General features: G+C 46.4%; 13 protein-coding genes. 4 read left to right on the top strand and 9 right to left on the bottom strand.

Annotation, left to right across the window (positions count from 1 at the left end):
• Positions 1-17: 17 nt before the first annotated feature.
• Positions 18-533: a type VI secretion system lipoprotein TssJ gene (gene tssJ / locus A3GA_RS0100295; RefSeq protein WP_026156710.1), complete on the bottom strand. Its 516-nt coding sequence runs from the start codon at positions 531-533 to the stop codon at positions 18-20.
• Between the two features lie 178 nt (positions 534-711).
• Between tssJ and A3GA_RS11100 the strand changes: the two genes are divergently transcribed.
• Both A3GA_RS11100 and A3GA_RS0100285 read left to right on the top strand, forming a co-directional pair.
• Positions 712-1,224 (top strand): TssQ family T6SS-associated lipoprotein, encoded by a 513-nt coding sequence (locus tag A3GA_RS11100; protein WP_146741189.1) that lies wholly within the window; start codon positions 712-714, stop codon positions 1,222-1,224.
• 42 nt (positions 1,225-1,266) lie between these two features.
• A complete protein-coding gene (locus A3GA_RS0100285) occupies positions 1,267-2,244 on the top strand; it encodes an FHA domain-containing protein (RefSeq protein ID WP_018025375.1) in 978 nt (325 codons plus the stop codon).
• Positions 2,245-2,288: 44 nt separating this feature from the next.
• On the opposite strand, the gene A3GA_RS0100280 is transcribed toward A3GA_RS0100285, so the two are convergent.
• Positions 2,289-2,993, bottom strand: a complete 705-nt coding sequence (locus A3GA_RS0100280; RefSeq protein WP_018025374.1) for a fumarylacetoacetate hydrolase family protein — start codon at positions 2,991-2,993, stop codon at positions 2,289-2,291.
• A 95-nt stretch (positions 2,994-3,088) separates the two neighbouring features.
• On the bottom strand, positions 3,089-5,728 hold the full coding sequence (tssH, locus tag A3GA_RS0100275; RefSeq protein WP_018025373.1) for a type VI secretion system ATPase TssH: 2,640 nt from the start codon (positions 5,726-5,728) through the stop codon (positions 3,089-3,091).
• Between the two features lie 144 nt (positions 5,729-5,872).
• Here tssH and tssG point away from each other — a divergent pair, with 144 nt between their 5' ends.
• Positions 5,873-6,916: a type VI secretion system baseplate subunit TssG gene (gene tssG / locus A3GA_RS0100270; protein WP_018025372.1), complete on the top strand. Its 1,044-nt coding sequence runs from the start codon at positions 5,873-5,875 to the stop codon at positions 6,914-6,916.
• Positions 6,917-6,987: 71 nt separating this feature from the next.
• Here tssG and A3GA_RS0100265 read toward each other — a convergent pair whose 3' ends face one another.
• Positions 6,988-8,679, bottom strand: coding sequence for an AMP-binding protein (locus A3GA_RS0100265; RefSeq protein ID WP_018025371.1), 1,692 nt, complete (start codon positions 8,677-8,679; stop codon positions 6,988-6,990).
• A 137-nt stretch (positions 8,680-8,816) separates the two neighbouring features.
• Positions 8,817-9,215 (bottom strand): RNA-binding S4 domain-containing protein, encoded by a 399-nt coding sequence (locus A3GA_RS0100260; protein ID WP_018025370.1) that lies wholly within the window; start codon positions 9,213-9,215, stop codon positions 8,817-8,819.
• Positions 9,216-9,298: 83 nt separating this feature from the next.
• Here A3GA_RS0100260 and A3GA_RS0100255 point away from each other — a divergent pair, with 83 nt between their 5' ends.
• Complete coding sequence (locus A3GA_RS0100255; protein WP_018025369.1) at positions 9,299-10,057, top strand: DUF3025 domain-containing protein; 759 nt, start codon at positions 9,299-9,301, stop codon at positions 10,055-10,057.
• Here A3GA_RS0100255 and lldR read toward each other — a convergent pair.
• The 4 genes from lldR to A3GA_RS0100235 form a co-directional block, all read right to left on the bottom strand.
• Positions 10,054-10,827 (bottom strand): transcriptional regulator LldR, encoded by a 774-nt coding sequence (gene lldR / locus A3GA_RS0100250; protein WP_018025368.1) that lies wholly within the window; start codon positions 10,825-10,827, stop codon positions 10,054-10,056. The two genes, A3GA_RS0100255 and lldR, sit on opposite strands and share 4 nt — an antisense overlap.
• Positions 10,828-10,941: 114 nt before the next feature.
• A complete protein-coding gene (locus A3GA_RS0100245; RefSeq protein WP_048767432.1) occupies positions 10,942-11,688 on the bottom strand; it encodes a GntR family transcriptional regulator in 747 nt (248 codons plus the stop codon).
• Between the two features lie 12 nt (positions 11,689-11,700).
• Positions 11,701-12,507: an amidohydrolase family protein gene (locus A3GA_RS0100240; RefSeq protein ID WP_018025366.1), complete on the bottom strand. Its 807-nt coding sequence runs from the start codon at positions 12,505-12,507 to the stop codon at positions 11,701-11,703.
• Positions 12,508-13,797, bottom strand: coding sequence for an SLC13 family permease (locus tag A3GA_RS0100235; protein ID WP_018025365.1), 1,290 nt, complete (start codon positions 13,795-13,797; stop codon positions 12,508-12,510).
• Positions 13,798-13,824: the final 27 nt, after the last annotated feature.

Raw genomic sequence — 13,824 nt, 5'->3', positions numbered from 1 at the left:
AACTACTATCTTTGTCTTTATTTTTGTTCTGCTGGTCTGATTTGCAAGGCATTACGCTCGACATCGACTTTAATCACAGCGGCACTTGGTGAAAACTGCCAAAACTTATAGATATTGGTGCTTTTAGCAGCAGGCAGTTCAACCGTCATACGCCATTGACTGTTGTCCAGATCACGATAGGCCGCCACAATGCCCAACACCTTAGCGTCGACATTGCCATGAGCCGTAATGCGCTCCGTTTTACCCGGGGTCAAAATCACGGAATTCACATTGAGCAGCTGATCACCGAGGGCGGCACGCGCATCTTTCTGTAAGGAAAAAAAGTCACTTAACTCAAAGGCATTTGTTGTTTTTAGCTCATACACCGTGACTTTAATGGGTGAAGGCTGATGACGACCACCGGAATTCACATTCTTTGCTGCGCTTAACTCAACCACATACGGCACCGCCAACTTAGACTCTGTGGCTGCACAACCCGCCAACAACACCGTACTGGTCAAGGCCGCCACAGCCAAACTTTTTCTACACATCATCTGCATCATTGCACCTTCTTCACAAGCACTCTGTCTTGTAAAACATTCATGACTATTAAATAAAACCGTAACAATCGGACTTTAGAATGGTTAAGCGATTAAGCTATCCCACTTGTTGGTTTTCTATTATCAACAAGAATTATTACAAGAACATTTCTAGTACAAGATCATGATGTTTATGCAAAAAAGACTTACACTGATGATTAGCGGCGCTGCCCTCAGCGTCTTATTAAGCGCTTGTGCAGGCACTTCAAAGGCACCTGAAGCCCCTAAAATGACGCCAGCGGAAACCATTTTGTTAGAACAAATTGAAACGCAATTCCACGAGGGCGATTACAAAAAAGTCATTGCAACCATCAAGCAAGCGCCTGAAACTAGCCTAGGCGGTCAGGCTTTTCGTACGGAGGCTTTAAAATACAAAGCCTTTAGTGAATGCGTCAGTCGTCAGCCACGCAACTGCCGCAACAGCTTTAGACAGCTATTAGAATTGGATCCTAGCTTTGAGCTAAGTCCAGCTGAGGTCAATCATCCGCAATGGGGTAAAGTCTATACCGCTGAAAAGAAACGCGCTGATGCCGCGATGGCTAAAGCACAAAAGAACGGCGCTTTAGAAAAAGCGACCACGATGCCGCGCTCAGAAATTCGGGTCGGTCCACGCCAGCGTCCTAACACCAATGCCAAAAGCAATTAATGCAGGACGCAGCAACGCAGACGCTACTCATTTACTGGTACCATGAAAATTACGGTTCACAATCAATCTAAGTCATTTGAGCGAAGTTTTGACCTAGTCAGCCCGGGCTTAACCATCGGCAGAAGCCCGGAAAATCATATTGCCCTAGCGGATCCCTCCCTCTCTATCAGCCTGTTTCAAGCGGCGATCACAATAGATGATGCGGCTCAGATTAGCATTCGTAATTTGGCGCTGACACCAATTCTAGTTGGCAACCACAGCCTCAAAGTAGGTGAGACTATGGTCTTAAAAAGCGACAGTGAGTTTAGTTGCGGTGATTTTTATTTTAATATTAGCGTAACTGAAAGCAATAGCTTGGCGCCACAAGTGCCCCCTGCACAGCAAGCCACTCAACGCCCGCTCAAAGCACCGACGGTGATGCCGATGCCGGGTACTGTCGAGATGCCGACGGCGACGCACCACCTTGCTCCAAATCCCGTCGCAGTGGCGCCGCTTGCGGAAATCATTAATCTGAGCCCCCAGCAGCCAGCGCCTGAACAAAATACCGTGTTTGAGCCCTTAGTTGAGGCAACTACTGAACTAAGGAGTGATATCGAGCCATCACCCCCGCCGTTCACCGAACTCGGCACGGCGACTCAGCTAGCATCTGAATCCGCTGCCGACAACAGCGCCTCCATTTTTGATAGCTTATTTGATGGCGCTGGTGTTGTACCCGTAGGAGCAAGCGACATCAATTATGATATCCACCCCTTTGATATGACTTCAGGTACTGTCCGTAATAGCCATGATCCCCTGGCTGAATTACAGGGCATTGCCTTAGACGATAATCTTAGTAAGGACCCGCTAGAGCGCCTCAGCCGCGACGGCATTGAGCATCAGAAAAAAGATATTTTGCAAGACCAGCGCCCCAGCACCCTACTACATGCGAATGAGCAAGAGCTAAAAAGCAATCATGCCACGCTCGATCATTTGGACACGATTCTACTTGAGCTAGCTCAACAAAAACGACTCGGGAAATAGCTATTTCCCGAGTCACATCATAGAAGAAATGGTGTACAGCTAGTTTACAGCACCTTAACCTGAATACCTTTTAAGCCCTCTATGCTGCCGACCATCACATCACCCGGCTTGACCGCACCCACACCCTCTGGGGTACCGGTATAAATCAAATCACCTGGGTGTAACTCGACGTACTCGGAGAGGCGTGAAATCACCTCAGACAGGCTCCAAATAAGCTCATTTAAATCAGCCTCTTGTACGGTATCGCCATTAAGTTGGAGCTCGATTTTGCCTGCGTTTTTACTGCCAGCAAGGGCTTTAGGACTAATCTCCCCGATAACCGCAGCCTGGTCAAAGGCTTTGGCCATCTCCCACGGCTTACCACCCTTTTTGAAGTCATTTTGTAAATCACGCCGCGTCATATCCAAACCGGCAGCAAAACCGTAAATATAGTCTTCTGCCTGCGCCACGGGGATATGTTTGCCTTGCTTGCCAATCGCCACCACCAACTCAAATTCATAATGCAAATTTGAGGTTTTGCTCGGATACTGAATCGTGGCGATAATACCCTCTTTAGCAATCACAAAGGACTCCTGATCATTTGCTTTGCTAAAGAAAAAAGGTGGTTCCTTATCCGGATCGGCACCCATCTCACGGGCATGACTGGCGTAATTACGACCAACGCAATAGACCCGACGTACGGGGTACTTAGCCTCCTCACCAACCACTGGTACGGCTACACGCTCAGCCACTTCAACAACATAGGACATGATTCTGCTCCACAAAAAATTTGAAAGATTAGTATCCCATCAGTGTATACCGAGCTGCGCCTCGACGCCACTCACCACAGCCTTTTGTTTTAAGTTCAACTGTAATGAAAGACAAACTCACTATCTTCAGCACTTAAGCTTAAACGCTGAATTGCATCACCCGCCATCGCCGCTTCTAAGATACGACGACTGACTTTAGGCAAGACAGAGCTATTTAAAATCGCATCAACCATACGACCGCCTGACTCCACTTCGGTACACCGATCCACAATTAACTGCACTGCTTCCGGCGCCACCACTAACTCAATCCCATGGTGCTCAGTCAGGCGCTTCTGAACACGCGCCAACTGCAAGTCCACAATTTTAGCCAGCATATCATCAGATAGTGGGAAGTAGGGCACCACTGCCAAACGCCCCAACAAGGCGGCCGGAAAGACGTTCAGTAAGGGCTCACGCAAGACGGCTGCCAGTCCTTCGGCATCCGGCATCAATTCAGGGTCTTTACACACCTCCATAATGCGCTCTGTGCCCACATTGGAGGTTAAGATAATCACCGTGTTTTTAAAGTCGATGTAGCGCCCCTCGCCATCTTCCATCCAGCCTTTATCAAAGACTTGGAAGAACATTTCATGCACATCTGCATGCGCTTTTTCCACTTCATCTAAGAGCACCACACTATACGGACGACGACGTACCGCCTCCGTTAGAACACCACCCTCACCGTAACCCACATAGCCCGGAGGGGCGCCTTTTAAGGTAGAAACAGTGTGCGCTTCTTGAAACTCGCTCATATTAATCGTGATTAAATTCTGCTCACCACCATACAGCGTTTCTGCCAGCGCTAAGGCGGTTTCCGTTTTACCTACACCGCTAGGGCCACAAAGCATAAAGACAGCGACCGGCTTGTTCGGATCAGTTAATTTAGCACGCGAGGTTTGAATACGTTCGGCAATCGCTGTTAGGGCATGTGATTGGCCAATCACACGTTGCTCCAAGGTCGTGGCTAAATGCAAAATCGAGTTCGCTTGATCTTTGACCATGCGACCGACCGGGATGCCTGTCCAATCAGCCACCACTGCGGCTACGGCAGCACCATCGACTGCCGGGAAAATCAATGGCTGCTCACCCTGCTGACTTAATAACTCCTCTTGCAATTGCTGCACCCGCTGCAACATCTCCGCACGCGCTTCCTCACTTAACTCCGAGGCCTCTCGTAGGCTACGACGTAGCTCAAACAGCTCCGATGCCAAGCGCTGCTCAGCCTCCCATGCCGCCTGTAAAGCAAGCTGTTGGGTCTCGGCCTCCTTAAGCTCCTGCTCAATTGCTTCAATGCGTGCTGCCTCACCCAGGCCCAAGGCTAATTCTCGTTCAGCAATGCCTTTTTCTACCGTCAAATGCTCAATCTTGCGATTCAAATCCTCCAAAGCAGCAGGCTGTGCATATTGGCTCACCGCAACCCGCGCACATGCCGTATCTAGTAAAGCAACGGCTTTATCCGGTAGCTGACGTGCTGGAATATAACGATGCGATAGCTTAACCGCTGCTTCTACCGCTTCATCCAACAGCAGCACTTGGTGATGTGCTTCTAATTTATCGACTAAGCCACGCAACATAATCAGTGCTTTTTTCTCATCTGGCTCATGCACTTGGATGGTTTGGAAACGGCGCGTTAAGGCAGGATCCTTTTCAATGTATTTTTTGTACTCCGCCCAGGTGGTGGCACCAATGGTGCGCAACTCACCCCGCGCCAAGGCAGGCTTCAGTAGATTGGCGGCATCACCAGTACCGGCAGCACCACCCGCACCGATCAAGGTATGAATCTCATCAATAAATAAGACAATGGGCTTTTCACTGGCTTGCACCTCATCAATCACGGCACGCAAACGGGACTCAAACTCACCTTTCATGCTGGCGCCTGCTTGCAGTAAACCAATATCTAAGAGATACAGCGACATATCACGTAATGATTCAGGCACATCGCCCTTGGCCAAACGTAAGGCAAAGCCCTCGACCACAGCCGTTTTACCCACCCCCGCTTCACCCGTTAATAAGGGGTTATTTTGACGACGGCGCATCAGAATATCCACCATTTGACGGATTTCTTCATCACGTCCAGAAACGGGGTCAATTTCATTGTTGCGTGCACGCTCGGTCATATCGACCGCATATTGCGCCAACGCTGATGGCTGCCCGCCCCCGCCCGTACTGGCTGCAGCAGTACCGATTTCGTCTGTTCGCAAAGCCGCCGTTTGATGATCCTCGGCAGAGCCTTTAACAATTTGATTTAACTTATCCGCCAACACATCGGGGATAATTTTTTTAAAGGCGGGACTAATCCCATACAGTACATTGCGTGAGGAATTACTTTTTAAAATACCGAGCATTAAATAAGCACTGCGAATCCGTGCATCGCCATATTTTAAGGAGCCGTAGACCCATGCCCGCTCAGTGGCGTTATCAATATGTTCGGACAAATCGGATATTGAGCTAGCACCCTGTGGCAGCTCCTCAAGCGCAACGATAATCCCCTGCTCTACATCCTCAGGGCGGATTTCAAAATAGCGTAAGATTTTTTGTATATCAGTATCATGCTCATGCATTAATTGGTGCAACCAATGCACTAATTCCACATAGGGATTGCCACGTAATTTACAAAAAGCAGTTGCCCCCTCAAGCGCTCGATAGAGGGTAGGATTTAATTTGGCAAACAGATCAGCACGATTAATTTCTGACATCTTAAACTCTTAACAAACTTGATACAAAAGCACAATAATGAAGCTGATTTTAAAGCCCCAATCTTGCACTTTGATGACAGTTCTTAGATTCATCAAATTGCAATAATTATTCGCTAAACTGCACGCTTCACTGTGTTGTTGCATATGAGCAAAAATCGTACTGTCACCACCCCCAAGGATCTCGTTGCGCTAAATGACTATTGGCACACACTCGAAGCCGATCCCTACGCCCATAGTTTTTATCAAGTACTGCGTTTTATTGACGCACGTAGTGATTTATTAAAACCTATCGGCCGCAACAGCCTGCCTAAGCATGAACCGGTTAGGCTGCGCCAAGAGCCGTCCATGTCGTTTGCGCCCTCTAACCTCACCAAGGTGGAGCGCAAACCCGGTCGTCCTAGCACCATCTCGATTTTAGGCTTTGGTCTCTTCGGTCCCAACGGTCCGCTGCCTTTACATATTACTGAATATGTACATGAGCGTATCCATCATCATAAAGATCATACGCTGTCAGCCTTTGCGGATATTTTTCATCATCGCTTAATCACCTTGTTTTACCGGGCCTGGGCCGACTCACAAACCACTGTTAGCTTGGACCGCAAAAACTCCGCCTTTAGTCGCCATGTTGCTAGTTTAATCAGCATGGGCATGGACTCCCTGTTGGAGCGCGATGCCATTTATGATCATGTGAAATTTTATTTTGCTGGTCATTTAGCGCGCCAAAGCCGCAATCCCGAGGGCCTAGTCTCCATACTTAAGCGCTTTTTTGGCATAGAGGTAGCGCTTAAAGAGTTTATTCCACAATGGATTGAACTTCATCCCGAACACCAAATTCAACTAGGTCAAAACCCGGTCGCCCTTGGTAAGGATACGATTTTAGGCAGTAAAGTCAAAGATGCACAGCATAAATTTCGTTTAGAACTGGGTCCCTTGTCCTTGGCGCAATACCGTCGTTTTTTTCCTCAAGCACAACAATCCAAGGAGCTAGTCAGTTGGGTACGTCAATACATTGGCATTGAGCTAGCGTGGGATGCACGTTTATTATTGGATAAAGATGAGATTCAAGGGCTACGCCTAGGTCAAGGTGGTCGTTTGGGCTTAGAGAGCTTTTTAGGTCAGCGTAACCCAGAGCGCGGGCACTTTGAGGAATTAATTATTGATTATGAGGCTCGTCAAGGCAAGGCCTAAAAAAGGAGCGCCTCAGCAGCGCTCCCTCGGACTCTGGCCCCTATAGCCAGAGCTTAATGCACTAGGCAAAGCTAAGCGTCGGCTTGCGCCTTTGCCGCTTCCAGTTCCTCGATCATGATTTCACGAATTTTGAATTTCTGAATCTTACCGCTGGCCGTCATCGGAAACTCTTCGGCAAAGCGAATGTAGCGTGGGATTTTCTGACGAGAAATTTGTCCGGCACAAAACTCCTTCACCTCTTCCTCGGTCAGGCTGGCGTTTTCTTTGAGCATAATCCAAGCACATAGCTCCTCACCATAGACCTCATCAGGCACACCTACCACCTGCACATCTTGAATCGCCGGATGGGTGTATAAAAACTCCTCAATTTCACGTGGGAATAAGTTTTCACCACCGCGAATCACGAGGTCCTTAATTCGACCCACGATATTGCAATAACCGTCTTCGTCCATCACGGCTAAGTCACCCGTGTGCATCCAACGTGCCTTATCAATCACTTCAGCCGTTAGCTCAGGCTCACCCCAATAACCCTGCATCACAGAATAACCACGTGTACACAGCTCACCCGAGACACCACGCGGCACAATCCGACCTAATTCATCAATAATTTTAACTTCCACATGCGGGTGAATGCGACCCACAGTACTGACGCGCTTATCTAATGGATCATCCACATCCGACTGCATACTCACGGGTGAAGTCTCAGTCATGCCATAACAAATGGTCACTTCACGCATATTCATCTCGTCGACCACACGACGCATCACCTCCATCGGGCATACCGAACCTGCCATCACCCCCGTACGTAAGGAGCTGAGATCAAAGGACTTAAACTCTGGATGCTCCAACATGGCAATAAACATGGTCGGCACACCATAGGCGGCGGTACATTTTTCCTCTTCAATAACCTTTAGGTTATCCGTAGGATTAAACACGGGACCATGATAAATCATCGCCGCACCATGGGTGACACACGCTAGATTACCAATCACCATACCAAAGCAATGAAATAACGGCACCGCAATAGAAACTCTATCTGCTGGACTTAATTTGATTTTTTCACCAATAAAATAACCGTTATTTAAAATATTATGGTGCGTTAAGGTCGTACCCTTTGGTGAGCCAGTCGTACCAGAGGTAAATTGAATATTAATCGGATCATCAAACTGCAGCTCTTTACCAACCTCCTGCAAGGCCTCTAACTCGGCCGCAGTCGGCTCCACCAACAGATCCTTATAGTTGAGGATACCAGTACTCGGATCATCCTCCAGCTTAATCACATAACGCAAGCTAGGCACATTAGCCGAGCGCAATTCGCCCAGTGGAGAGTCCTTAAGCTCAGGTACCACATCGTAGACCATGGACTCATAATCACTGTCTTTAAACGAGGAAATCAACACTAGACCAGCACATGAGACCTTATTAAGCGAGTACTCCAACTCCTTACGACGATAAGAAGGGTTCAAGGTAACCAGAATAATTCCTGCCTTTGCCGTAGCGTATTGAATCACAGTCCACTCGGCTGAGTTAGTCGCCCACAAAGCTAAGCGGTCACCTCGACGAAAACCCAAACGACGTAAGCTGCAGGCCACACGGTCCACCTGATCGCGTAACTCCTGGTAGGTGTAACGAATGCCTTGATGGCGCGATACCATTGCCAACTGATCAGCATACTTCGTGCTTGCCTCATCGAAGTTTTGACCAATGGTCTGACCCAATAAAGGCGTCTCGACTGCACCATGTACATAGCTTAGTAAAGTCATCTATCTCCCCTAAATAAATTCTGTCCGTTTTAACGAGTTATCTCATCATGTGCATGATGATAATACGGGCATATCATAATAAATAATGAATAAAAATTTAGTCATATAAAAGACTAAGCTTGTGATATTACAAAAACTTACCAATCACCACCCATCTTGGTAAAGCGCTCTATATCTCGCCGTTGGCGCTTAGTCGGTCGGCCACCACGCAACTGTTGCGCCGGTTCGGGTGCAAAGCGGCGTTGCTCGGCGCGACGTTCACGCTCGGCAATACTCGCTGCTGTTTCTTCATACAATTGCTGTGCGACAGGTGCCGGACCACGTACCTGACTTAAGCCCTTAACGACCACTGTTTTATACTCGCGTGGCATTTTAATCAACACCGTATCGCCGATTTTAACTTCACGCGCTGGTTTAATATTTTGCCCATTAATTTGGACGCGATCCTTATTAATATTATCCACCGCGATGGAACGGGTCTTAAAAAAACGGGCCGCCCATAGCCACTTATCAATACGCACTTTCTCAGCTTCCATACCCTTTGAACTCTCCAAAAAAGCATTGCTTCTTAGTCTATATTACAATAGCAAGGCGCATCATTTCATCTCATGTTACTGCCATGCTGTTGCCCGAACTTCGTGACTTAGATTTATCGCCCCCTTATTATGATCATTGGCGTGCATTCATTGAGACCACTTTACTCGAAATGGCTAAGTTCGACTCAGTAAGTGAGCTGCTCAACCATCTTAAGGCCAGCGACTTTACTAAACACTTTGTGCCTCAAGCTGCCTTACCAGTGGGCGTTGCCTATGAAAGCTTTATTTATGACACCGATGGCATACCCACACGGGACGGACCACACGACTACTTTAATGCCTTATGTTGGTTTTTATTTACTCAGTCAAAAAGCCAGCTTAATCGTGCGCAAGCCGCACAAATACGCCAGGATGGGGTCTATCAACAACGCGGTGCCGTACGTGATGCGATTACCATTATTGATGAAAACGGTCTGTTATTAGCCTGTTCTGATAGCTTATGGGAGGCCTTAGCGCAAAAGCAATGGCAACGCGCTTTTGTAGAGCTGAGAGAGGAGTGGCAGTACAGTCAGGCGGTGATTTTCGGGCATGCCTTGATGGAAAAGCTACTCAAGCCCTACAAAGGCATTTGCGCCCATGTCATTCGCATCCCACAACCAATGGGGACATTAGATTTAAATGTCGTCGATCGCTGGCTTAGCGCTTTTCTGAGTGCTGACAAGCTAGCCACCAAACCCTATATCCCGGTACCAATTTTCGGCATCCCGGGTTGGCACCCGCTGCAGCAAGCAGCAGGTTTTTATGAAGATAAGACGGTCTTCAGACCACCGCGTATTCGCTAAAAAAGACTGTCCACCTCGGATAGGCGATGCATCCGCTGAATCCGTGCCGCATCTTCCTCACCACTACGAATGGAGTGACTCACAAAGTCTAGATGCTCACCCATCACCGTTTTAGCGCGCTCAGGATCATGGTTAACAATGGCTTGCATCACGGCCTCATGCTGTTCAGTTAAATGGCGATGATTTTTAACATCATCCATGGTGAACATTAAACGACGATTTTCTTTAACGGTTGAAAAGACTAAATCAAATAGACCGCGCATAATCTGTAGCAGCACCAAATTATGCGATGCCTCAGCAATCGCTAAATGAAAGCGCGCATCCGCCTGCGCCGCCTCCTCCATTTCACCGCGTTGCTGGTGCTTTAACATAATATCAAGGCATGTTTGAATTTTGCGCTTATCCTCAGGGGTTGCGCGTTGCGCCGCATACCAAGCCGTACTGATTTCCAAGGCATGCCTCGCCTCAAGTACATCATAACGATAATGCGGATCATCGCTTAAGAGTGTGGTGAGCGTAGCAAAACTCTGTGAGGGCCAGGTCATAATATCGGTCTGCACAAAGGTACCACCCCCGGGTCTAGTCACCACTAAGCCCTGACTATTTAAGGCCCGAATCGCCTCGCGCACAGCCGAACGTGAAACCTCAAACAACTCAGCCAGATCGCGCTCTGATGGCAAGCGGTCACCAACCGCCAATTGGCGTGCTTGGATCAACTGCTTAATTTGATCCTTTATTTTGTCAGCAACACGAGTAAAATTATTTGTCATGAGCGCTCCCATCGCAGGGCGTAGTGATAATAAAGCGGCAAAGGTAGGGGCATATTATAGGCTAAGTCTAGTGAGCTGGCACATCCAAAGCCCTATCTTTGCACCAAGTAAAGACTAGGATATTTTTACTTCATACTTAAAATTTTCTGGTCGACCTAATGAAATACGATATTCTACTGGACGATTTTCAAGGTTATATGCCAAGCGCTCAATTTGAATCAGCATGTCACCTTTACGGGCATTTAAGTCAGTATCTTCTACCTCGGAAGTAAAAGATAAGGTTTCTTTAGCTGTTGAGATAAACTGCCCACAATGCTGGTAATAAAAAGGGTAAAGTAAATTCCCGAATTCTAATGGTTCAAAGTGCAACAAATCGCTAAACAGATGCTCTGGCAACCAAATTTGCTCGCTTAAAACCACTTTATTTTCTACGATACGCAAACGTTGCAACTCAATTAACGCCATTCCCTCGTCAATCAGCAAGTGCTTATTGATTGCAGGTGTAGGAGGCACTTTACGTATAGATTTCACCATGCCAGTTGGCACAGCTTGTTTACCCTCATGATTACGAAATCGAAAAAAACGTAATAAAGAATTCTTGAAATCTGGCTGCTTAATAAATGTGCCTCGCCCTTGCGCCTTGTATAGCATACCCTCTTGAACTAATCGATCGATTGCTTTTCGAATCGTACCTATAGACACTTGATACTCTTGAGCTAACATCTGTTCAGTTGGGATGGGTAGGTCAGGATCCCACCCCTGCTCTACTAAACGAGCTTGTATATCGATACGAATACGTTCGTAGAGCGGCAAATTTAGTTGCGGCAATGTAGCTGTTGAGATGGGTAAATGAAGCGCCATGCGGTAAATAAATTAAGCGTCTAGTTTAAACAGGGAAAGCGCATTTTGACTCAAAACCTTTTGTCTTAAAATAGGATTTTTAAGTAATGCATGCAAAAACTCATAGTTTAAATTATAGCTTAGCTCTTCATGCTGTGTGTGAGGCCAATCACTACCCCAAACCAATCGATCCTCCATGCCGCAATCCAGTAGTAAGTGCAAGGCTTTATTTGCATTTTCCGCACCCCGCTCACCCACTCCTAAGCGATAAAATGCAGATACTTTTACCCAATAACGCTGCGGATCTAAGTGATCTAACATCGTCTGATAATGCGGGTCCTCTACCCCTTTATCCGGATCTACACGAGCAAAATGATCCAATACAATAGGCCCTGAAAAATTCTTTAAGACCGGCATCATAGTCGATAAATAAGAAGGCGGACAATGCAATTCCAATTGCCAGTTAAGCGAGTTTAAATGCTCTAAAAACACTTGCCATTGTGGCTCTGTTAGGTCAGGAATTTCTTTAGCAAATAAATTCAACCGTACCCCTTCAATACCTTGCTCCTTAAGAGACTGCAAATAAGCCAACTCACTATCTACTGGCACCACAGCAATGCCCTTGAGACGATCAGGATAGGCAGCAATCGCCGCCAACATTTGGCTGTTATCGTAACCTAAAAAACTCGGCTGAATTAAAACACCATAGTCAAAACCATATTGATCTAAATTATCTATATAGCTTTCTACCGAAGCACTTTTAGCGGGACTATAACGCGCCCCTTCAACTACCGGGACATTAGCATCAAATATATGCGCATGCGTATCAACTTGTTTCATTTAGAGTACTCCCTGAGCAATCAAAGCTGCCATTAAAGCTGCAATAAGACCGATTGGCACGGCACGGAACAGTAAATCATTAAATAATTCGGACTGATTTACCCCCTGTGGAGTCGAGCCTAAAATCAAACTACCTCCTGAAGAAAAAGGAGAAATCGCCGAGGCTTGTGCTCCTACCACGATACAAACAAATAACACGATAGGATTATGACCAGTAGCTGCTGCGATAGCCGGCACTATAGGGAATAAAGCCGGTGTTACAACACCTAAGGTACTGGCAAATAAAGACATCACAGCACCAATGAGGCACATAGTCAAAGGAATAATCCAATAAGGGATCGTGGTTGAAACCCAATCAGAAAGAATGTTAATAACACCAGCCTTTATGGCCACCTCAATCAACATCCCTACACCACAAATCATGATAAGCGTGCCCCACGGTACCATCGCAATGACCTTCTTCTCATCAGCTAATTTCATTAATAAGCTAATCACAGCAAAAATTATGGCCATAAAACCGATATCCACCTTGGAATTTAAAAAACTGATACTGTGATTTTGCGGAAAAATAAGATTCAAAATCGGAATTACTAGCACCAATGCCATCAAAGTAATCACTAGCATTAATGACTGTTTTTGTTTGGTTTCAAAAGGCGCAGGCCTTTCCACTGCAATATTAATACTTAATTTTTTATGATTAAAAATCAAATAACTAGTGATAACAACAATAGGAATAATTAAAGTAGCAATAAAAATAGCCGTAGAATTGCTAAAGGCTTGTGCAGGACTGATCCCTACACCTTCCATGATCCCACGGAAAATCACCCCACTTTGCGATGTCATAAAGTTAGCACCAGCCAATGCTCCGTAATTAACCGCCATACCACCAATGATTTTACTCATCCCGGTTTTCTGGCAAAGCAATAAAGTCATAGGCGCCATAAATGCCAATACCGTATAAAAACCAGCACCCAATGCAGCGATAATCGTGGCTGAGGCGAAAATAGCCAGTGGCAATAACAGTGGAAAATTCCTGCAAGCATAAAGTAAATGATTCGCTAATTTTTCCAACGTACCGTTAACCATCGCGACGTTGTAGAACAGAGTTACAGCAAAAATAATAAAAAAGATTTTGATCGGCCAAAAACTGACTACTTGTGAGGCAGTTAAATCCAAACCGTAGCAACCAATTAAATAGGCAAAAACAATAGCAAATAAACCAATATTAATTTTGGTGATATAACCAATTGCTATCGCAAGGATAATGGCAAGAATAATAATTAAGGTCATGATGACTCCTCTAAGAACATGAACATC

It is taken from the genome of Oligella urethralis DSM 7531 (genome assembly GCF_000372065.1).
Taxonomy (GTDB): Bacteria; Pseudomonadota; Gammaproteobacteria; order Burkholderiales; family Burkholderiaceae_B; genus Oligella; species Oligella urethralis.
This window is presented reverse-complemented; position numbering and strand designations above follow the sequence as displayed.